Origin of the sequence: Mesotoga sp. B105.6.4 (assembly GCF_002896535.1) — a bacterium.
Lineage (GTDB): Bacteria > Thermotogota > Thermotogae > Petrotogales > Kosmotogaceae > Mesotoga.
The window spans coordinates 45,578-64,911 of the sequence record NZ_JWIM01000004.1; the positions used below are offsets into that span (position 1 = coordinate 45,578).

Consider the following 19,334-nt stretch of genomic DNA (forward strand, 5'->3'; position numbering starts at 1 on the left):
ATGTGGGAATCTTTGGAGAGAACCGATAGACAAGTATTCGATATTATGGTCAAAGAGCTTGATAGACAAAGAAATGGGCTCGAACTGATCGCTTCTGAGAATTTCGTCTCTAAAGCCGTCATGGAGGCGATGGGATCAGTGATGACAAACAAATATGCGGAAGGTTACCCGTCCAAAAGATACTACGGAGGCTGTGTTTTTGTCGACGAGGTCGAGGAGCTTGCACGAGAGAGAGCCAAAAAGCTCTTCGATGCCGGGTTTTCAAACGTTCAGCCTCACTCGGGCTCCCAGGCAAACATGGCTGCCTATCTGGCTATTGCCAAACCGGGCGATACTATAATGGGAATGTCTCTTAGTCACGGGGGCCACCTCACCCACGGATCACCGGTAAACTTTTCTGGAAAGCTTTTCAACGTTGTCGCTTATGGAGTTGATGAGGAGAGTGAGGTAATCGATTACAAAGAAGTCAGAAGGATTGCCCTCGAGTCGAAGCCTTCAGTAATTGTGGCTGGCGGGAGTGCTTATTCTAGAATAATCGATTTCAAGAAGTTCAGGGAGATCGCCGATGAAGTCGGTGCAGTGTTGATGGTTGACATGGCGCATTTTGCCGGCTTGGTGGCGGCAGGAATTCATCCCAACCCGCTTGATTTCGCCCATATAGTAACCACTACTACTCACAAGACATTGAGAGGACCTCGGGGTGGAATGATACTTACCAATAGTGAAGAAATCGCCAAAGCGGTTGACAAGATGGTGTTCCCGGGAACTCAGGGCGGTCCGCTGATGCACGTAATCGCCTCGAAAGCAGTATCATTTGGAGAGGCTCTCAGAGATGAATTCAAAGTCTATCAGCAGAGTATTGTCGAGAATACTCGTTATTTGGCGAAGTCTCTTGAAGAGAAAGGTCTAAGGATAGTCTCGGGAGGAACGGATACACATCTCTTCCTGGTAGATTTGACTCCAATAAATGTCACCGGTAAGTCTGCCGAGAAAGCACTTGAAAAGGCTGATATTACGGTTAATAAGAACACAATACCTAGGGAGACAAGATCTCCTTTCGTAACCAGTGGCATAAGAATTGGAACCCCTGCGGTTACTACAAGGGGAATGACTGAGAAGGAAATGCCAATTATTGCGGACTTGATAATCAGAGTCCTTAAGAGCATAGAAGGAGATAAGGGAGAGATATCTCAGACAAAGGTGAGAGAGATAAGTGAAGAGGTCAAGGCTTTGGCTGAGAAATTCCCGCTCTACCCGGATCTGGTTCACAGGAGTGATGCAGGTGTTTGATCAGCTCACGATAGTTAACCATCCGCTCATTCAGCACAAGCTAGGAATAATGAGAGATGATCAAACCGGTCCAAAGGAGTTTAGGGAACTCCTGAAAGAAATCACTCTGTTACTTACTTATGAGGCTACAAGGCATATTCCAACTTTTGAGAAAGAGATAACTACTCCACTCGTGAAGATGATCGGTCAAAGTATCGAAGATAAGAAGGTGACTGTTGTTCCGATTCTTAGAGCTGGATTGGGCATGGTTGAGGGCGTTCTCTCCCTAATGCCTAACGCATCAGTCGGTTATATTGGCATATACAGAGATCCCGACACGATTCAACCCGTTGAGTATTACTCAAAACTGCCAAAGATCGACGAAACGACTCAGATATTTGTGCTGGATCCAATGCTGGCAACGGGTGTTTCGTCATCGTGGGCCCTTAAACTGGTCAAGAAAGCAGGAGGGAAACAGATCTCTTTGATGTGTTTGATTGCAGCTCCCGAAGGAGTTAGTTTCATACAGAAGAATCATCCGGATGTAAAGGTCTTTACCGCAGCTCTTGATGAAAAACTGAATGATCATGCCTATATCATTCCTGGATTAGGAGATGCAGGTGACAGACTCTACAGAACGAAGTAGGGCACGGGCTCTTGTTGTCGGCGGATATCTAGAGGATATTGAGGTCTCAGGCAGTGGCCACAATGCTAGAATAATCCAGGCTACTGGAGGATCGGGCTTCAATGTGGCAAACTGCCTTTCCTTGTTTGGTGTTGATGTCCTTTTTCTGAGCTGTTTTGGCCCTGGTGAATCGAGCCAGTGGGAGTTCAAGTCTATCCCAATTAGATCAGAATGTTCAAGTGGAAAGTTTCTTTTTAGGAAGAATGAAGTTCTCGCCGTGGAAAAGCCGTCGATAGTCGGTATTGAAGAAGAGCTGATCGGCATTTTGCTAAGAGAGGAGTTTGATCTCATTTACAGTACTCTAGAGATAGGCCAGTCGGCTGCTGCGACGGTGAGCGCCATTAAGTCACGTTTGAAGGTGCTCGATCCTTCTCCTGGGCACGAATATAGGGGGAACGGGGGACTTTCGTTGTACGATCTTATTCTCGCCAATGATTATATGGCCTTTGACAAGAAAGACAGGAGAGTGATTACTAAGGCATCGTCAAAAGGAGCCTCTTACGGGGGACATGATTACAAACCCCGTAGAATCGGTGAGAATCGTTTCGGCAGCGGAGATTTGTTTGGAGCGATCTTGTCGATTATGATTCTTGCAGGAAGGACCATCGATGGCGCCATAAGAGAGGCCGTTGAGATCAGCAGCGAGTTCTGCTATCAGGAACGATCGCTAGAGCAGTTCGTGCTTCATAAGAGAGCTGTCATTGATAACTCTATAAGGGGTTGAGCATATGTCTGGGAAACTAACAGTTGTTGCGGGACCAATGTATTCCGGGAAGACTTCGACACTTCTATCCATGATAGAGATATATACACTTGGAAGAAAGAGAATAAAGGTTTTCAAGCCGATAATTGATAACAGATACTCTTCCAATCATGTGGTTAGTCACTCGGGACAGAAGGCAGAGGCCATTAACGTGGAAGACTCTTCAAAAATCCGAGAAATCGTTTCACTGGAAAAGGAGAAGCTCGACGCGATTTTCATAGATGAGACTAACTTTTTCGATCAAAGTCTGCTAGAGGTAGTGGAAGAGATAGTATTTAGCGGGATTGATGTCTTCTGTGTGGGGTTAGATCTCAGTTTCAAACACAGGCCTTTTACCGTCACTGCAAGTTTGATGGCGGCTGCAGATGAAGTCGTCAAAAAGAAGGCCGTATGCCACAGGTGTGGGGAGTACAATGCAACCGTTACGCACAGGATTTCGGGTTCGATAGATAGTGAGATAGATGTGGGTGGAATGGAGAAATATATAGCCGTCTGCAGGGATTGTTACAGAGAACTTAATTCATCTGACTAGATAGCACGCGCCGCTTCGATGTCATAATCTTCTTTAGAAGAATGTTTAGCCTCTTCGCCATTTGGTGGTTGATAGCATTGCTTAAGAAATTATTCGCAAGCACATAGGTGAATTAAGTATATTGATATTAGAGTGGTAATTGAAAATTAATATAAGTAGATGATAATCGCGGTTGTTGTTCAGATAAGTTCAACATTCTTGCGCCGGTCCATTGTATACTTTTCAGGCTGCGGAGGTGTTTAGATGTTTGAGAATCTCCAGGACAAACTCGGCAGAGCATTTAAGCTGCTGAGTGGAAAAGGAAGGATCTCGGAAAAGAATATAGAAGACGCCGTTAAGCAAGTTAAGCTATCGCTCCTAGAAGCCGATGTCAACTACAAGGTTGTCAAAGAGTTTATAGGAGGGGTAACAGAAAAGGCTCTTGGTGAAGAGGTGCTGAAATCTTTCACACCGGATCAACAGTTCATAAAGATCGTTAGGGATGAGCTGATCAAGATGCTTGGTGAGAAGTCGGTTCCGTTGAGACTTTCTAGTCAGCCTGCCATAATCATGTTGGTAGGTCTTCAGGGCAGCGGGAAGACGACGACTACTGCCAAGCTCGGTGCTCTACTGAGAAAGGAAGGCAAGAAACCTCTCCTTGTTGCAGCAGATGTTTACAGACCGGCTGCTATTGATCAACTTATTCAGCTCGGAAAGCAGATAGATTTGCCCGTTTTCACCGGCGAAAGAAAGAATCCGGTGAGAATTGCTAAGGAAGCGGTTCAGCAGGCAGTAAAGAATATTAACGATGTGATAATTCTAGATACGGCCGGGCGGCTTCATATAGATGAAACAATGATGAGTGAACTCAGAGAGATCGTTGCCACGGTCAAGCCCGACGAGATCCTAATGGTTGTTGACGCGATGACTGGTCAGGATGCAGTGAATTCTGCAAAGGCATTTAATGAAGCGCTTGAGCTGTCGGGGTTCGTTGTGACGAAGCTAGATGGAGATGCCAGAGGCGGAGTGATTCTATCGATACGGCATGTGACGGGCAGACCGGTCAAGTTCATAGGGATTTCCGAGAAGCCCGATGGGATTGAGACTTTCTATCCAGACAGAGTGACCGGTCGAATACTTGGCATGGGAGACGTACTATCACTAATAGATAAACTGCAGTTGAACATAGACGAGGAAAAGGCAAAAGAGATGGAAGAGAAGTTTCTCAAGAACAAGTTCGATCTTGAGGACTTTCTAAACCAGCTTAAGGAAGTGAAGAAGCTGGGTTCCATAGCAGACATCATGGAAATGATTCCCGGAGCACCCAAAGATGTGGATCTTGCGGGAAGCGAGAAAAGCATGAAGCGAACGGAAGCGATTATAAGCTCAATGACCTCGAAAGAGAGGAGAAACCCCAAGCTTCTGAACTACTCAAGAAAACAAAGGGTTGCAAGAGGCAGCGGTACGACTATCCAGGATGTGAACAAGCTCTTGAAGTCATATGATCAGATGAGAAGCATGATGAAGCAGTTCGGAAAGAAGGGAAAGCTGTTCAAAAGTATGAAAGGATTTCCATTTTAGATAGTAAAGAATCAGGAGGTGTACGCAAAGAATGGTAAGAATAAGGCTAACAAGAATGGGTAGAAGAAACAGGCCTTTTTACAGGCTTGTCGTGGTAGATTCTCAGAAACGTAGAGACGGAGCATATATTGACTCTCTAGGTTTCTATGATCCCATCAGGGATCCGGGAATCATGAGTGTTGATGTCGACAAGGCCGTAGAATGGATTATGAAGGGTGCGCAGCCAACGGAAACCGCGAGATCTATTCTCGCAAAGTTTGGAGTTATGAAGAAGGTTCATGAACTCAAATTCGTAAAAGAGTCAGGAGAGAAAACGGAGTAATGAAGGAAGTGCTTGAACATATTCTGAAGGGAATAGTTAGAAACCCTGATCAGATTGCAGTAGATCAGACAACTGACGAAAACGGAAACACGGTCTTTGAAATAAGTGCTGCAGAAGAAGATGTCGGCCAGATAATCGGGAAAGATGGCAGAACCATAAAGTCAGTGAATGTTCTTCTCAATGCTCTCGCAGGCTCGTCGAAGGAGAGTTTCATCCTAAAGGTGGTTCGATGAGCGATTTGAGAGGTGGCCTTTCTGAGGACATGATCCCTGTGGGAAGGATAGTCAAGCCACACGGTCTTCGGGGCGAGATGAAGGCCAAGATTTCTCTAGAAGACGAAGAAGTGTTCAGAGGTATCGAGGATGTCTCACTGTACAACGAGAAAACGGGATCTCTCCTTAGAGTATCTCTAGACGGAGTCAGGAAAGCACCAAAGGGATGGATTGTCCACTTTGACGGTGTTGACTCGATGGTTCAGGCAGAGAGGTTTGTGGGCTTCCACATATATATTGAAAGGCAGGCCTTGCCTGAACTTGGAGAGGGAGAGTATTACTACTTCCAGATTCTTGGTTGCAGTGTCTACGATGAAAAAGGTCGACTTATTGGTATGGTGAACGACATCATCGACACCGGCGCAAACGATGTTATGGTTGTTGTTCGAGATCAGAAGGACTTAACCGTGAAGGAAGAGCTGATACCTCTAATAAAGGATTACATTGTCGAGTTGAATCTAGATGGGAAGGCTATAGTAGCGAAGACTATGGAATTTGAAGAGGTTAAGTCTGGATGAGAATCGACGTCTTGACGATCTTTCCACGGCTCTTTGAAACGGTTTTCAGCTGGGGAGTCATATCTCGAGCAATAGAAAGAGAGATTATATTCTTTAGAGCCGTCGATATAAGAGATTTCACGGAGGATCGTCACAGGACCACCGACGACTACCCTTTTGGAGGGGGAAGCGGTCTAGTAATGAAGGCCGAACCAATTCTGAAGGCAGTTGAGAGTCTGTCCGACGAAGGAACCAAACCCTACGTAATCTATGCATCTCCTCAGGGTAAGGCCTTTGACAATAACAAGGCTCAGGAACTAAGTAGGTTAGAAAGTATTGCCTTCATCTGTGGTCGATATGAGGGAATAGACGAAAGAGTTATGAATGTAGTTGACGAAGAGCTTTCGGTGGGAGACTTCGTACTTAGCGGTGGAGAAGTTCCTGCAATGCTCATGATAGAGGCTATCTCAAGATTTGTGCCCGGTGTGGTGGGGGATATGGAGTCGGTGATAAACGATTCATTCTTCTCTGAACTCCTTGATCATCCTCATTACACAAGACCGAGAGAACTGAACGGTATGAAGGTGCCCGACGAGCTCCTTAGCGGGAATCATGAGATGATAGAGATTTACAGAAGGATCGAGAGTTTGAAGAGGACTATGGAGAGAAGACCGGATGTCTTTTTGAAGCATGATTTCGATTTGACGGATAAGAAGGCCTTGCTTGCGCTCTTCAAGGAGCTGAAAAGAGATGCTGAATAACATATACCTTGCTCTAATTCACTACCCAGTTTTGGGTAGGCATGGAAATATCGTTTCCAGCGCGGTTACTAATCTCGATGTGCACGATATTGCCCGAACATGCAGAACGTACAACATCAAGGGCTACTTCGTAGTGAGCAATCTTCCCGCGCAGAGAGAAATAGTAGATAATGTTCTTAATTACTGGCTTGAGGAGTTCGGAAGAGAGTACAATCCTAGTAGAAGTGAGGCCCTTACTGTTGTTAAGAGGGCGTCGTACATCGAAGACGTTATTGAAGAAATCGATAGGATTGAGGGTAAGAAACCGGTTCTTATATTCACTTCGGCCAAGAAGGGAATAGACAGACTAACTTATGAGGAAATGAGGAAGGTTATCATATCAAGTGAGAAACCTCATCTTCTTCTTTTTGGAACAAGTTGGGGCTTGCCCAAAGAAATTGAGAAGACTTGCGACTATTCGCTTGAGCCGCTGAGAGCAGATTCGGATTTCAATCATCTCTCGGTCAGGGCGGCGGTTGCGATAATATTAGACAGATTAATTCACGAGGATACAGTAGAAGTTAGGAGGGATTAAGATGGATCAGTACATAAGATCTCTGGAAAACGAACATTTGAGAGAAGATCTTCCACAGATTGGCCCGGGCGATACTGTACGGGTAAGCGTAAGAATAAGAGAAGGGAACAAGGAAAGGATACAGGCCTTTGAAGGTATTGTTATGGGCATCAGGGGCAGTGGAACGGGCAAGTCGTTTACTGTTAGAAGAGTGGGGGCTGCAGGAGTTGGAGTAGAAAGGATTTTCCCATTTACAAGTCCTTCTCTTGAAAAGATTGAGGTTCTGAGAAGAGGAAAAGTTAGGAGAGCGAAGATCTACTACATTAGAGACGTGCAGGGTAAGGTAAAGATAAAAGAGAAAAGGGACTGAGGCCTAGTGTCTGCTAAGAAGTCGGAAAAGGCCTCTGACAAAAAGGGATCGCGCTTTCTCCACGAAGTGAAGGAGTGGGGAAAGGCGATTCTTTACGCGGTTGTCTTTGGAACGATAATTCGTCTGTTTGTTTTTGAGACTATGCTAGTTCCGACGGGTTCTATGATACCTACCATAAATCCTCCCGCCAGGTTATTTGTGGAGAAGATCACATACGAATACAGACAGCCTGATTACGGAGATATCGTCGTATTCTGGACACCTTACGTAGACATCGAGTCTCAGAAGTATCTCAGGGCCTTCGACAAGTTTATGGATTTCTTCGCACCCGCAGAATATAGGGGCCACGTGAAATACGTGAAGCGGTTGGTTGGAAAGCCCGGTGATGTTCTTGAACTCAAGAGGGCTCCAGACTATACTGCTGCTAATCCAGTTTACCAGTTGTACGTTAATGGAGACATTCCTCCTTCGCTGGAGGAAAGGCGATATGTCAGGGAAGGGGTCTTTTATGATCCGATGTTCTTCTTTGGGTTGGCTCACCCGGATGACCCTTCGGTGAGGTTTTCGCCATATTACAGATTGTATCAGGCATACAAGGGGCTTATTGAGTACGCGGAGTTCTACGATACGGTGTTGCAACCGCTCGGTCTGGAAAAGTATATTCAGCAAGATCCTGCAACGGGAGAGGTAAAGGTTATTGTTCCGGAAGGGTTTAGATTCATGATGGGGGATAACTCTACCAACAGCTTTGACAGCAGGTATTTCGGTTTTGTGCCAGAGGAAGCTATAATTGGGAGTCCTATGCTCACAATATGGCCATTATCTGATTTTGGGCCATTAAGAAAATAACCGGGGAATCCCCGGTTCTGGCGGAGGCGGTGGGACTCGAACCCACAAGGGGCGTCAACCCCACCGATTTTCAAGACCGGCTCCTTAGCCAATTAGGATACGCCTCCACTTAGCTGATTATACCTCTTCGAAAGAGCAGATTCAAGGGGTGTTGATCTTGAGAGACGTACAGAATGAGAGGGACAAGAGAAACATCAGAATCAACATGGTCGGGATAAAGTCAATTGAATATCCCATCGTGGTTTTGGATAGGGAATTTGGAACACAGCATACGGTAGGCAATTTCGATCTCTTTGTGGATCTTCCGACGGATTTTCGAGGCACACATATGTCGAGATTCGTTGAGGTTCTTGAAAGACATCACAAGAAAATCACGCCGAAAAACATGGAATCGATTCTGAACGACATTAGAGATTCACTTAGGGCAGATGTTGCGCACATCAAGGTGCAATTTCCATACTTCATAAGAAAGAAGGCGCCTATAAGCGGCAGTGAGAGTTTCAGCTCGTTTGGCTGTTCGTTTTCCACAACGAAGGATGGAGAGTTCGATTTTGTGCTCGGAGTTAAGGTTCCGGTGATGACTGTCTGTCCCTGTTCTAAAGAAATCAGCGATAGAGGAGCTCACAATCAGAGAGCCGAGGTGTTCGTTTCCGTTCGAATGAACTCCCTCGTATGGATAGAAGAGATAATCGAGTATGTCGAGAAATCTGCGAGCGCTCCGATCTTCTCTCTTCTCAAGAGAGAAGACGAGAAATACATTACCGAGCACTCTTTCGATAACCCCCGATTTGTTGAAGACCTTTCTCGGGAGGTAGTTCTGTCTCTGCAAGAAGATGACCGCATCGATTGGTATAGAATCGAAGTAATAAGCCAGGAATCAATTCATAATCACGAGGCTTACGCTTGCATAGAAAAGGAATAGCACATGTGTTTCCTGAATGAGCAGATCGACCCGCCTAGTCGCATCAAACTAACAAGGCTTCTGGAGCTAATAACATCTTCTCAACACAACCTTACGTCTGTTAGAGACTTCGAGAGAGCTATGATTGTACACGTGGAGGATTCTCTAAAACCATTCTGTGGTTCAACATTTAGGGGTCGCTTCGTGGATATTGGAAGTGGCGGCGGGATTCCCGGTCTTGTCTTGGCAATTGCCTTTCCAGAAGCGGAATGGGTATTGGTAGACTCTATTGCGAAGAAGACAAAGGAGATCGAGAGATTTGCCCATGAGCTGGAACTGAAGAACGTCGTTGTGAAAACAGCAAGAGCGGAGGAATTGGCGCTGGAAGAAAGAGAGAAGTTCGATGCAGCGTTCATGAGAGCTGTCGCCAGATGCGATACTTCTTTGGAACTGGCAACTCCTCTTGTGAAAACCGGAGGCATCGTATATCTTTACAAAGGACCGGGATGGTGTGAGGAGAGGGTATTCTCACGCGTTGCTGAAGAGAAACTAGGTCTTGGCCTGTTGCAGGAGAAGGAGTACTGTCTATCAGACGGATCTATCCGGTTCATGATAGTCTATGCAAAGAAGAGAGAGACCCCAGATGGGTTTCCGAGAAGGTGCGGAATGGCTTCAAAGTCTCCTTTGGGAGGTTCAAAGTGACTGCTGAAAAAGGGAAGCTTTGGATTGTGGGAACACCTATAGGAAATCTAGAGGATATGACCATAAGAGGAAAGAAAATTCTGGAAGAGGCAGACCTGATTCTCGCCGAAGACACTAGAAGGATGAGGTCTTTGCTTTCTTCTATGGGAATAGATAAGAAGGTTGTTCTGTCTCTGAATATGCATAATCAGGACGAGAGAGTTCCGTTAATAATTGATCGTCTGAGCAAGGGAGAGCAAATAGCGCTTTCAAGTGATGCCGGTATGCCTGTGATCTCGGACCCGGGAGCTCATGTCGTCAAAACTTGTCGTGAGAGAGGCTTCGAAGTGGATGTTGCGCCCGGCCCATGTGCTGTTTCATGTGGACTCGCGATAAGCGGCTTTCCGGGGACTCACTTCACTTTTCTTGGGTTTCTGCCAAGAGGCAAGAATCGTAGAAGGGTTTTCAGGAAGATTGCTCAGGGTCTTTATGGAGACGGCGTCATCGTCTTCTTCGAGTCTCCATTTCGGCTACTAGATACCTTAGGAGAGCTTCTTGAGATAGTTGGCGATAGGGAGGTCTTCGTTGGGAGAGAGATGACTAAACTCTTTCAAGAGAGTTATTTCGGCAGTCTTTCTGACGTAGTTGAGAGATTCAAGGCGACCGAGCCAAAAGGGGAGATAACCGTAGTTCTCTCTGGAAGGGAGAATAATGATGCTTGAGATGATGAGGAACTTCTTCAGCCTCACCCCTGCCATAGCGGTGGCCATAATCTCTCACGAGTATTCTCGTTTCATAACCGCGAAGAGATTCGACGCGGTGAAACCCGAATGGGGAGGACCCGGATTCATAAAAAGGATAGACCCTGTAGGTCTGCTCATGTACTACTTCTTCAAATTCGGCTGGTCTCGACCTTTCCCTGTGAACTACTGGAAGCTGAGAAAAGCCGGATATTTCAAGGGTATACTCACGGCGATTTCTGGTTCTATTGCCAATTTTTCGATCGGTCTTATTGCCGGTCTAGTTTTCTACCTTTCGGGTCTCCACCAGTACTCCACGTTTATGCCGGAAGCCGTCAATTCATTTCCATTGAGCTACATCGCCGATGTAGTGTACTGGATGATGGTAATTGATCTCAATACAGCCTTGTTCAACCTAATTCCAATTCCGCCTCTTGACGGAGCAAACATTGTTACAATGATTGTTCCGGAGAACCAGGTCAATTGGCTGGTGAAATATGAACTCTACGGAATACTTACACTTCTAGTGCTTTCACTTATGGGCATAATACAGCTAGTAATGTGGCCGATAACGCAGTTCATTCAGCTACTGGCGAGGCTGATTGCTTAAGTCCTTTCATTTTGCAGTCGAGAGTCAATCATTTGAACTGCTTCGGAAAGCGCGCTCTTAAGGTCACCTTCGTATTTGAGGGTGAAGCCGGAAGCTTTCTGGTGACCTCCACCGCCAAATGCAACGGCAATCTCACTGACATCGAAGTATTTCTTCGATCTAAGTGAAACGTGTGCCTCACCTGAACGGGCTTCTGAAGCAAAAAGAGCCACTTCTACGCTCTCTATTGATCTCAATTCTCCAACGAAACCCGTGAAATCATCGTCTGTAAGTGAATACTTTTCAAAATCAGCCAGTGTCAGATATGAGTAAGCAAATCTGTTGTTTGAAAGCAGCGTCATGTTATCAATAGCATCTCTTTCAAGAAATAGCTCCTCAATCTTTCGGGTCTCGAGAATCGCTGTTGCCACGAAATCGGGATCGGCTCCCAAACTAACAAGCTCAGCAGCAGCTTGAAACACCGAGCTGTCAACGTTTGAGTATCTGAAGAATCCCGTGTCTGTTGCAATCCCTAAGTAATTCATCAACGCAAGATCCCTGTCATATTCAATATCCATAAGCCTCAGAAGATCGAGAATCATTTGAGCTGTCGACGAGTATGAAGGGTCTACCCAGCATTCGTTTGCGAAGTATGTGTTTGTTGCATGGTGATCGATCACTATCGAAGGAACTCCCATTCCGAGGAAGTTTTCAAACCTTCCGATTCTGTCCGGTGATGATGCGTCAACCACGATAATCAAGTCTGGCTTAGGAATCTCCTCGTCAAAACCTTTGATCTTTTCTATCCAGGGAAAGACTTTGAAGTTCGGTGGAATTTTCCAATCAATTGCGGGTGTGGCTTTCTTCCCGAATCTTTCAATACCCACCGAAAGCGAGACCACGGAAGAAATGCAGTCTCCGTCGGGCATTATGTGGCCAGCTACAAGGATGGTTTCGGCTTTTTGAATACATGAGACAACACTGCTTGCTTTTCTGATCATCATTTGCTCTCCAACAATGATTCGATGGCGTATCGAACTATAGAACTGAACTTTGGTCTGATTCTTCTGGCCGTGCTAACAACATCGGCATGGGAGAGTTTCTCCTTCAGGATTCCCGATGCCAGATTCGTAACGCAGGATAGAACAAGAAGCTTGATACCGCAGTGCCTGGCAGCGATTACTTCTGGTACTGTCGACATTCCAACGAGATCTGCTCCGAAAAACTCAAAGGCCCTTATCTCTGCCGGAGTCTCATAATTTGGACCAAGAGCCCAACAATAAGTTCCCTCCTTCAATTCTATCCCCGTGTTTTGAAGACGGTTTTTCAAGTCCGTCAGCCAGCGACTGTCTACGATTTCCGACATATCTGGAAATCTCACGCCATATTGCTCGTAATTGACTCCCCTGAGAGGATTTCGAAAGCCGAAATTCACTACATCAGTCACTGCAACGATATCTCCTGGAGAGAAGCTTCTATTTATGCCCCCCGCAGCATTCGTAATCAGCAGATGTTCTATTCCGAGCTCCTTGAACAAATACACCGGAGAAGTGACATCTCTGATGTTATGACCCTCGTAGTAGTGAAATCGTCCCTCCATTGCTACAACGGGAAGACCATGAAAGTATCCGAAAACCAATCTTCCAGAATGACCTTCAACGGTTGTTTTAGGAAATCCCGGAATCTCAGAATACTCTATTGCTATTGGTTCGGAGAAGTGTTCCGTCAGATAGCCAAGACCGGATCCGAGAATTAGTGCCGCCTTTGGAGTCGTTTTGATTCGTTCAGTTACCTCTTCTTTCATCACTTCGAATATATTCATAGAAAACCTCCGAAAGTAAAGCCATTCAAATTATTATATAATAATGAATGCTTTTGGGAATCGAGACCCGTTTGACTTTGAAGCTCTCGGTTAATATAATTGTTCCGATTTTCAGAATTCGAAGGGAGGAAATCCTTTGACGGCCGATGAAGTTTTCGACAGAGTGAAGAACATAATTTCCGAGAAACTTGGAGTCGAAGAAGATGAAATCGCTATGGATTCCAGTTTGACAGAGGATCTCGGTGCCGATTCTCTTGATCTGGTCGACCTGGTGATGGCATTTGAAGATGAATTCGATTTTAAGGTCGAAGATGAGCAGATTGAGAGCATCTCTACGGTAGGAGATATTGTGGAAAGTATCAGCAAAGGTCTGGGAGTTGAAGACTGAGTCTTTCAAGGGGGCTTAAGGCCCCCTTAATGTTGAGTGGAGTGGTATCGATAGATAGAGAATTCAGAGTATCAAAAGAAAACTTCTATGAGAGATTGGACAGGTTCTTGAGAAGGGAGCTCTCAGACCTGAAGTTGTCATCTATCTACAAGTTGCTGAGAAAGGGAAATGTGAAAGTCAATGAGAAGAAAGTCAAGGATGGCTCCTTCAGGCTTGAGATAGGAGATTTAGTTCGAGTAGGTTTTTCTGGAGATCCTTCAAGACTGAAGCGTCTTAGAGAATCGCGTGAACTGATTCCTCACGAGATTCCCCTTAAGATACTATTCGAAGACGATTCAATAATCGCGGTCGACAAACCGGCGGGGATATCCGTTCATCCCGGAAAAGGCATCCAGATTGTAACGTTGGTCGAAGGACTCATGGCATATGGAGAGGCAAGAGGTTTCTTGCCGCGGCCCGTCCACCGGCTCGATAAGCATACCTCAGGAGTGATAGTCTTCGCCAAATCTCCAGAGTCGGCTAGAGAGTTGTCATCACTGTTTAGGCTGCGAGGAATGGAAAAGGGTTACCAGACGCTTGTGAAAGGAGTGCCGGAAGCTAAAGGAAGACTTGTTTCCGAGAGAGAGAAACACACTGAGTCATTGACGTTCAGAATTGAAAAGAGTTTTGCCTCGGTTTCACTATTGTGGATAGATCTTCACACAGGGAAGAAGCACCAGATACGTCGTCAGCTGAGCGAAGCCGGGTATCCAGTTGTTGGGGACGATGTCTATGGAGACAGATTGTTCAACAGGGAGTTCAAGAAAGAGACCGGGCTCAGAAGATACTTCTTGCACTGTTCGAGACTCTCCTTTATTTGGGAAGGTGGAAAGACGATCGAGATTCTTTCGGGACTTCCCGACGACCTTGAGAAGGTGTTGGTCAAACTCAAATGAAGTCAGCTCTTCTGCTTTTGACGGTCATTCTCATTTCGATCTACGCATTCAGTCAGGTGGAGATCAGGAGAGAGATTGAAGAAGCAAACGCTGAACTCTCACAGATATACGGCTTTTCGGTCAAGTATAGTCTTACGATTCTCAAAGGCGAAGGCCATGAGCAGCCAGCAGCAATTGATGATAATGGAATCTACCAGATCTTTCTTTACACGACTTCCTATAGATCCGGAGTCGCAAGACATGAACTCGCACATGTCTATTTCTTTGAGTACCTTAGGAGCATCGGCTTCACTCCTAATGAGATTCCTGTATGGTACCATGAATTAATGGCGGAAGGCTTTCAGAGTCTTCATTCGAGGACGAGAATTCCGATACTCAGAGTTGCCTTCTATGATTTCACAGAGTTTGACAGAAGGTACCCTAATAAGGATGACCAATCTGTTTTCTATGGAGCTGTTTCGAGCTTCGCTGGATACATTCTGGAGAGGCATTCATATATTGATCTGACGAGCGTCGCAGAAGAGTTCTTAGAAGAAGGGGATATGAGTGCAGCCTTTTCGAAGGTTTTTGGATCGAGTCTAGAGTCTATGATTCTAAAGTGGAGACTTATCTTCTTGCTTCCGTATTCTCCATTTCTCATCGGTGTAGTATTATTTCTTTATCTTCTGATTGGGAGGAGAGACAAGTATTGGCGGAAGTTCCCGTTAGACCTAGAAAGTCTCAGAGAAGACGAAGAAACGAAAAACAGAAGAGCGCACTAAGACTTGGCAACGGTATAGTCGTTGTTGCCTTCATTTCCGGATTGCTTCTGTCTTTGTTCTACATTCCCTGGAGAGTTTCCCTGGATTTCAACTACAACGATGCTGTGGTAATTACAGAGAAGGCGGTAGACGCAGTCCCTTCAAAGCAGCTGATTTACGTGGAAGATCTGGAGAACGTCTCGAATTTGGAGTCTTCGGTTATTCTGGTGGATCTGAGAGACGACTGGCATAGGCTGGAGGAGATATTGGCTCTGCAGATCCCGATGATCCTTACTGGAGTCTCCCCTTACACAGTCTCGGAACTTGCATCGATTCTTGACAATCACTTCGCATACACGGGATACATGGAGTTTGACGAAAGAGGCCATTATGTCCTAGATGTGCTGAGGGCAAGGGAGAACAAATCTCTGGTGTTTCGAGTGCACAATCTGAAGAAGAAAGAGTATCCAAACTATGATGTTGACAAGGCAGTGACCAGGTACCTTAGAGCTGTCAGGGAAAGGAGCATTGATGCACTTCTCTTTTTGACTCCCGACAATGATTTTGACTATGATGAGCTGGTATCACAAGTTTATGGAATACTCGACGGAATGGGATTAGTTTCGACCGAAGTAGTTTCTCCAAGGACTGGTTCATCCAGGTTCGCCTTGCTGGCATCTCTGTTTGTGTTTGTTCTCCTGTTATCTGTCAGTCCTTTGCTTGCAGCTGTTGTTACAGCGTTATTCGTGTTGTTTCCAACTGTTGGTCTTCCCGCGGCCGCTGTCTTCGGTGAGTTTGCCATATATCGGAGGATTTCTTCTTTGAAAACCGGGGTGATCAAGGGTCTCCTTCTTTTCTTTTCCTTCTCGATTTTCCTCGGAATAGCAATCAACGCCTCGATGGTAGGGGCCTCCTATCAGAATGGGCTGGAGCTCTTCAGAGGCGTGAAGATCTCATTGGTAGCCCTCCCCTTCTGGCTTTTTGTCACTGGTTTTGGTAGAAGCGTTTCGAAAAAGGTTTCTAGGGGAGATATACTTGTCGTTCTTCTTGCGGGGCTGGTAGCCGTCTATTACATCCTTAGAAGCGGGAACTTCTCTTTTGTGCTTGATGTGGAAAGAACAATGCGAGACTATCTTGACAACGTCCTCATAGTCCGTCCGCGTTTCAAGGAATTGCTCGCATATCCGCTTCTGGCAGTGATGATTCACTTCTCTTTTGATCTCAAAGGGAAACTCGGACCGATAATTGCTGCAGGTGGATCACTTGTAACTGTATCTATAGTTAATACCTTCTGCCACGCTACTGTTCCTCTGTGGACAGGCCTGCTGAGAAGTGCGTATGGTTTAATCTTCGGTACAGTGCTTTCACTTCTAATAATCGCGATCATCAAAAAGTATAATAGATCAAGGGACATCGCTAACAACTTGTTGAACGAGTCTGATGAAGACAAGTCTAATTAGCATCTGATGATGGGAGGGATAATCTATGAAGAAAACAATACTGGTTATTCTCAGTTTTTTCTTGGCAGTATCACTGTTTGGGATTGTAACTTATGACATGCAGAAGGTAATTATTGTACCGGAGAAGCCGCAGGGGGGGCTGGAGGTTTCCATTTGGCTTGACAGAGATAACGGTTCTCTTTACTATTCAGGCGAAGAGGTTAAGACTTACTTCAAAGTCAATAAAGATGCATATATAGCGATATACGATATCACACCAAATGGAGAAATCCAGCTGATATTCCCTAATGGTTATGATCGCAGCAATTTCGTCAAGGCTGGAGTGACCTACACTCTTCCAACGGAGAACGCTACGACGAGATACCGTCTTCAGTTGACGAGTGAGACAGGTGGAGGAAAGGAGATCTTTCAGATTGTTGCATCGACCTCTTCCCTTGGATTTCTTGACGATTTGATGGTGAGAGCTGAGGCAGGGGATATCTTCCCCAAGGCCAGTTCAGGGGCGGAGGACTTCGTAGTTTCAAAAGTAATACCTGTTATTGATAAGCAGGAGTATGCCGTTTCCACTGCCTGGTTCTATCTGGATGTGATGCCCAGCACAGGTAGAGCGAGGATAACAACAACTCCGTCAAATGCAACCGTATATATTGACGGAAAGATGGTCGGCAGGAGTCCCATTAACATAGACCTAGATGTGGGAAACCACATGGTCACAGCATACATGAACGGTTACAGGACCGAAACCAGACAGTTCACTATCGAAAGTGGGAGAACGCTGGATGTAAGACTTGATTTGCAGAAGTTAGCAAAAGAGTATCAATTCTCTCTTGTCACAAACCCAAGCGATGCAACTGTGCATATTGATGGCAGGCTTGTAGGAAGAACACCTCTGAATGTCACCTTGGAAGAAGGCACGAAGAGTATCAGCGTTTCTAAGGCTGGATATCAGACATACACAGAGACTTTTGTCCTGAATCGAAATATTTCCAAGTCTATCACTCTGACTTCTATGGTTCAGAATTATCAACTGTCGGTAATAACGAGTCCTTCAGGGGCAGATATTTATGTGAATAACGCTTACATTGGTAGATCCCCGTTGAATGTGACTCTGGAAGGCGGAACAAAGAACTTGAGAATTGAGAGATCGGGATACGAGACATACACTGAAAACTTCATTCTTGATCGCTCGATTTCGAAATCCATTACCTTGACTCCTCAAGTGAAAGAGTACAGATTGAGCGTAACGAGTTCACCTTCGAACGCCCTTGTCTACATAAACGGAACATATCAAGGCAGAACTCCGCTTACTCTTACCTTGAGGGAGGGATCTTACGCCGTCAGAGTAACCGCAGATGGCTATGAAGATTTCTCTACTAACGTAACACTTGCTGGTGATAGACAAGTAAGTGCCACTCTTTATGCAAAGAAGGCCAGACTGACAATAGAAACAGAGCCGACAAATGCATCAGTTTTTGTAGATAACGTTTATGTGGGCAGATCTCCGCTATCCGTTGATCTTGATGCGGGGAGGCATACGATCAGAGTAGAGAAGTCTGGCTATATAACGGACAGCAAAGATGTCAATCTCGCTGCCGGAACCAGTTCATCGACGAAAATCACTCTGATTGAAGAAAGGCCGGTTGCCAGGATTACAATTTCCTCTGATCCGAGCAATGCGAGAATCTTCATTAACGGAAAAGATTATGGTAGATCAAACAGGGTAGTTGAACTTGATCCAGGATATTATGAAGTAGTGCTTGTTCTGGACGGATATCGCGTGTCGGTTACATATAGATACTTTGGCAAGGGAGATCACAATCTCTCCTTCAACCTTTCAAGAATCGACTAATGTCTTTTCCTGTTATCCGAATAACCGGGACTCAAGTCCCGGTTATTCTTTTTCTGTCTGTCTCAGATAGGTATATCCACTTTCCGGGGCTCAATCGATCGGGAAGGTAATATGCGCCGATCCTGTTTCGGTGAAGGTTTCTCACCTTGTTTCCCACTGCCAGAACGAGTCTCTTGACTTCGTGATACCTGCCCTCCGTCAGTACAATTCTCAGATGAAAAGAATCTAGTTCTTCAACTGATACCGGCATAGAAAACTCTTCATCGCCTATTGAGACTCCTTGCGAGAGAAGTGAGATCTCATCTGAAGTAATCTCATTGACAGTCTCTACGAAATACTCCTTCTCGACCAGCTTGTTCGGCGAAATCACGTTGTGAATGAACTCGCCGTCGTTTGAGAGTATTACAAGTCCTGTTGTGTCTTTATCAAGCCTTCCGGCAATGGACAGTTCGGCAGAAAAGACTTCATCTATCAGGTCGAAGACATTCTCTCCTTCGTCTCTCTCTCTTGAGCAGACAAAACCTCCAGGTTTGTTCAGAGCTATGTAGACCATTCCAAAGGTTTTTATGTGCTTTCCGTCCAGAAGTACTTCATCGTTCACGCTAACACTTGCAGACGGGGTATCGACGACTCTTCCATTAACGACTACTCTTTGACTTCTTATCATCTTTCTGCTCTGGCTTCTGCTGAAGCCAGAAAACTTAGAAACATAGCCATCCAATCTCATAAACAGATTGTACAATACACCTTCTTGAGGTACCAGTATCACGCACCTCCAAGCTATTGTGCATGATGT

At 45.4% G+C, this 19,334-nt stretch carries 24 protein-coding genes and 1 tRNA gene; 21 read left to right on the plus strand and 4 right to left on the minus strand.

From position 1 onward, the window contains the following. The 12 genes from glyA to lepB all read left to right on the plus strand — a co-directional run bounded on the left by glyA (position 1) and on the right by lepB (position 8,433). Complete coding sequence (gene glyA / locus RJ60_RS01105) at positions 1 to 1,290, plus strand: serine hydroxymethyltransferase (protein WP_103133856.1); 1,290 nt, start codon at positions 1 to 3, stop codon at positions 1,288 to 1,290. Beyond that, a complete protein-coding gene (gene upp / locus RJ60_RS01110) occupies positions 1,277 to 1,915 on the plus strand; it encodes a uracil phosphoribosyltransferase (protein ID WP_165775336.1) in 639 nt (212 codons plus the stop codon). Before glyA ends, upp begins: the two co-directional genes overlap by 14 nt. Beyond that, positions 1,884 to 2,678, plus strand: a complete 795-nt coding sequence (locus RJ60_RS01115; protein ID WP_103133857.1) for a carbohydrate kinase family protein — start codon at positions 1,884 to 1,886, stop codon at positions 2,676 to 2,678. The genes upp and RJ60_RS01115 overlap by 32 nt, the downstream gene beginning before the upstream one ends. 4 nt (positions 2,679 to 2,682) lie before the next feature. Continuing rightward, positions 2,683 to 3,249 (plus strand): thymidine kinase, encoded by a 567-nt coding sequence (locus RJ60_RS01120; protein WP_103133858.1) that lies wholly within the window; start codon positions 2,683 to 2,685, stop codon positions 3,247 to 3,249. A gap of 243 nt (positions 3,250 to 3,492) precedes the next feature. After that, positions 3,493 to 4,809, plus strand: a complete 1,317-nt coding sequence (gene ffh, locus RJ60_RS01125) for a signal recognition particle protein (RefSeq protein ID WP_103133859.1) — start codon at positions 3,493 to 3,495, stop codon at positions 4,807 to 4,809. Between the two features lie 31 nt (positions 4,810 to 4,840). After that, entirely contained in the window at positions 4,841 to 5,131 is a 291-nt protein-coding gene (gene rpsP / locus RJ60_RS01130; RefSeq protein ID WP_099829098.1) for a 30S ribosomal protein S16, read from the plus strand. Continuing rightward, positions 5,131 to 5,364 carry a KH domain-containing protein gene (locus RJ60_RS01135; RefSeq protein ID WP_099829099.1) on the plus strand — a complete coding sequence of 78 codons (234 nt, stop codon included), beginning with the start codon at positions 5,131 to 5,133 and terminating at the stop codon, positions 5,362 to 5,364. The genes rpsP and RJ60_RS01135 overlap by 1 nt, the downstream gene beginning before the upstream one ends. Then, the gene (gene rimM / locus RJ60_RS01140; RefSeq protein ID WP_103133860.1) at positions 5,361 to 5,921 is read left to right on the plus strand and encodes a ribosome maturation factor RimM; all 561 of its coding nucleotides are present in this window, start codon (positions 5,361 to 5,363) and stop codon (positions 5,919 to 5,921) included. Before RJ60_RS01135 ends, rimM begins: the two co-directional genes overlap by 4 nt. Continuing rightward, entirely contained in the window at positions 5,918 to 6,661 is a 744-nt protein-coding gene (gene trmD, locus RJ60_RS01145) for a tRNA (guanosine(37)-N1)-methyltransferase TrmD (RefSeq protein WP_103133861.1), read from the plus strand. Before rimM ends, trmD begins: the two co-directional genes overlap by 4 nt. Then, positions 6,651 to 7,235: an RNA methyltransferase gene (locus RJ60_RS01150; RefSeq protein ID WP_103133862.1), complete on the plus strand. Its 585-nt coding sequence runs from the start codon at positions 6,651 to 6,653 to the stop codon at positions 7,233 to 7,235. Before trmD ends, RJ60_RS01150 begins: the two co-directional genes overlap by 11 nt. Position 7,236: 1 nt before the next feature. Continuing rightward, a complete protein-coding gene (rplS, locus tag RJ60_RS01155) occupies positions 7,237 to 7,584 on the plus strand; it encodes a 50S ribosomal protein L19 (protein WP_099829103.1) in 348 nt (115 codons plus the stop codon). A 6-nt stretch (positions 7,585 to 7,590) separates the two neighbouring features. Further along, entirely contained in the window at positions 7,591 to 8,433 is an 843-nt protein-coding gene (lepB, locus tag RJ60_RS01160; RefSeq protein WP_099829104.1) for a signal peptidase I, read from the plus strand. 18 nt (positions 8,434 to 8,451) lie between these two features. On the opposite strand, the gene RJ60_RS01165 is transcribed toward lepB, so the two are convergent. Beyond that, positions 8,452 to 8,540: transfer RNA gene (locus RJ60_RS01165), tRNA-Ser, on the minus strand. A 50-nt stretch (positions 8,541 to 8,590) separates the two neighbouring features. Between RJ60_RS01165 and folE2 the strand changes: the two genes are divergently transcribed. The 4 genes from folE2 to RJ60_RS01185 are packed head-to-tail and all read left to right on the plus strand — an operon-like array spanning position 8,591 to position 11,365. Further along, positions 8,591 to 9,355 carry a GTP cyclohydrolase FolE2 gene (gene folE2 / locus RJ60_RS01170; RefSeq protein WP_374704098.1) on the plus strand — a complete coding sequence of 255 codons (765 nt, stop codon included), beginning with the start codon at positions 8,591 to 8,593 and terminating at the stop codon, positions 9,353 to 9,355. A gap of 3 nt (positions 9,356 to 9,358) precedes the next feature. After that, positions 9,359 to 10,036: a 16S rRNA (guanine(527)-N(7))-methyltransferase RsmG gene (rsmG, locus tag RJ60_RS01175; RefSeq protein WP_103133864.1), complete on the plus strand. Its 678-nt coding sequence runs from the start codon at positions 9,359 to 9,361 to the stop codon at positions 10,034 to 10,036. After that, positions 10,033 to 10,737, plus strand: a complete 705-nt coding sequence (rsmI, locus tag RJ60_RS01180) for a 16S rRNA (cytidine(1402)-2'-O)-methyltransferase (protein WP_103133865.1) — start codon at positions 10,033 to 10,035, stop codon at positions 10,735 to 10,737. The genes rsmG and rsmI overlap by 4 nt, the downstream gene beginning before the upstream one ends. Further along, entirely contained in the window at positions 10,727 to 11,365 is a 639-nt protein-coding gene (locus RJ60_RS01185) for a site-2 protease family protein (RefSeq protein WP_258006148.1), read from the plus strand. Before rsmI ends, RJ60_RS01185 begins: the two co-directional genes overlap by 11 nt. Here RJ60_RS01185 and RJ60_RS01190 read toward each other — a convergent pair. Both RJ60_RS01190 and RJ60_RS01195 read right to left on the minus strand, forming a co-directional pair. Further along, on the minus strand, positions 11,362 to 12,348 hold the full coding sequence (locus RJ60_RS01190) for a bifunctional oligoribonuclease/PAP phosphatase NrnA (RefSeq protein WP_258006149.1): 987 nt from the start codon (positions 12,346 to 12,348) through the stop codon (positions 11,362 to 11,364). The two genes, RJ60_RS01185 and RJ60_RS01190, sit on opposite strands and share 4 nt — an antisense overlap. Continuing rightward, complete coding sequence (locus RJ60_RS01195; protein ID WP_103133867.1) at positions 12,345 to 13,166, minus strand: purine-nucleoside phosphorylase; 822 nt, start codon at positions 13,164 to 13,166, stop codon at positions 12,345 to 12,347. Before RJ60_RS01195 ends, RJ60_RS01190 begins: the two co-directional genes overlap by 4 nt. A gap of 136 nt (positions 13,167 to 13,302) precedes the next feature. Here RJ60_RS01195 and acpP point away from each other — a divergent pair, with 136 nt between their 5' ends. From acpP to RJ60_RS01220, 5 genes are read left to right on the plus strand one after another with little or no spacing between them, the layout of a single operon-like run. Further along, positions 13,303 to 13,554 carry an acyl carrier protein gene (gene acpP / locus RJ60_RS01200; protein WP_099829110.1) on the plus strand — a complete coding sequence of 84 codons (252 nt, stop codon included), beginning with the start codon at positions 13,303 to 13,305 and terminating at the stop codon, positions 13,552 to 13,554. Positions 13,555 to 13,583: 29 nt separating this feature from the next. Beyond that, positions 13,584 to 14,489: an RluA family pseudouridine synthase gene (locus tag RJ60_RS01205; protein ID WP_102818924.1), complete on the plus strand. Its 906-nt coding sequence runs from the start codon at positions 13,584 to 13,586 to the stop codon at positions 14,487 to 14,489. Beyond that, positions 14,486 to 15,250 carry a hypothetical protein gene (locus RJ60_RS01210; protein ID WP_103133868.1) on the plus strand — a complete coding sequence of 255 codons (765 nt, stop codon included), beginning with the start codon at positions 14,486 to 14,488 and terminating at the stop codon, positions 15,248 to 15,250. The genes RJ60_RS01205 and RJ60_RS01210 overlap by 4 nt, the downstream gene beginning before the upstream one ends. After that, positions 15,178 to 16,689, plus strand: a complete 1,512-nt coding sequence (locus tag RJ60_RS01215; protein WP_258006150.1) for a DUF5693 family protein — start codon at positions 15,178 to 15,180, stop codon at positions 16,687 to 16,689. Before RJ60_RS01210 ends, RJ60_RS01215 begins: the two co-directional genes overlap by 73 nt. Positions 16,690 to 16,714: 25 nt before the next feature. Further along, entirely contained in the window at positions 16,715 to 18,538 is a 1,824-nt protein-coding gene (locus tag RJ60_RS01220) for a PEGA domain-containing protein (protein ID WP_103133869.1), read from the plus strand. 31 nt (positions 18,539 to 18,569) lie between these two features. Here RJ60_RS01220 and RJ60_RS01225 read toward each other — a convergent pair whose 3' ends face one another. Further along, positions 18,570 to 19,307 (minus strand): pseudouridine synthase, encoded by a 738-nt coding sequence (locus tag RJ60_RS01225; protein ID WP_258006151.1) that lies wholly within the window; start codon positions 19,305 to 19,307, stop codon positions 18,570 to 18,572. Between the last annotated feature and the right edge of the window lie 27 nt (positions 19,308 to 19,334).

Excerpts from the sequence above, each read along its gene's own strand:
- glyA (WP_103133856.1), top strand. The coding sequence starts at position 1 with ATGTGGGAATCTTTGGAGAGAACCGATAGACAAGTATTCGATATTATG.
- upp (WP_165775336.1), top strand. The coding sequence starts at position 1,277 with ATGCAGGTGTTTGATCAGCTCACGATAGTTAACCATCCGCTCATTCAG.
- RJ60_RS01115 (WP_103133857.1), top strand. The coding sequence starts at position 1,884 with ATGCAGGTGACAGACTCTACAGAACGAAGTAGGGCACGGGCTCTTGTT.
- RJ60_RS01120 (WP_103133858.1), top strand. The coding sequence starts at position 2,683 with ATGTCTGGGAAACTAACAGTTGTTGCGGGACCAATGTATTCCGGGAAG.
- ffh (WP_103133859.1), top strand. The coding sequence starts at position 3,493 with ATGTTTGAGAATCTCCAGGACAAACTCGGCAGAGCATTTAAGCTGCTG.
- rpsP (WP_099829098.1), top strand. The coding sequence starts at position 4,841 with ATGGTAAGAATAAGGCTAACAAGAATGGGTAGAAGAAACAGGCCTTTT.
- RJ60_RS01135 (WP_099829099.1), top strand. The coding sequence starts at position 5,131 with ATGAAGGAAGTGCTTGAACATATTCTGAAGGGAATAGTTAGAAACCCT.
- rimM (WP_103133860.1), top strand. The coding sequence starts at position 5,361 with ATGAGCGATTTGAGAGGTGGCCTTTCTGAGGACATGATCCCTGTGGGA.
- trmD (WP_103133861.1), top strand. The coding sequence starts at position 5,918 with ATGAGAATCGACGTCTTGACGATCTTTCCACGGCTCTTTGAAACGGTT.
- RJ60_RS01150 (WP_103133862.1), top strand. The coding sequence starts at position 6,651 with ATGCTGAATAACATATACCTTGCTCTAATTCACTACCCAGTTTTGGGT.
- rplS (WP_099829103.1), top strand. The coding sequence starts at position 7,237 with ATGGATCAGTACATAAGATCTCTGGAAAACGAACATTTGAGAGAAGAT.
- rsmG (WP_103133864.1), top strand. The coding sequence starts at position 9,359 with ATGTGTTTCCTGAATGAGCAGATCGACCCGCCTAGTCGCATCAAACTA.
- RJ60_RS01185 (WP_258006148.1), top strand. The coding sequence starts at position 10,727 with ATGATGCTTGAGATGATGAGGAACTTCTTCAGCCTCACCCCTGCCATA.
- RJ60_RS01190 (WP_258006149.1), bottom strand. The coding sequence starts at position 12,348 with ATGATGATCAGAAAAGCAAGCAGTGTTGTCTCATGTATTCAAAAAGCC.
- RJ60_RS01195 (WP_103133867.1), bottom strand. The coding sequence starts at position 13,166 with ATGAATATATTCGAAGTGATGAAAGAAGAGGTAACTGAACGAATCAAA.
- RJ60_RS01205 (WP_102818924.1), top strand. The coding sequence starts at position 13,584 with ATGTTGAGTGGAGTGGTATCGATAGATAGAGAATTCAGAGTATCAAAA.
- RJ60_RS01210 (WP_103133868.1), top strand. The coding sequence starts at position 14,486 with ATGAAGTCAGCTCTTCTGCTTTTGACGGTCATTCTCATTTCGATCTAC.
- RJ60_RS01220 (WP_103133869.1), top strand. The coding sequence starts at position 16,715 with ATGAAGAAAACAATACTGGTTATTCTCAGTTTTTTCTTGGCAGTATCA.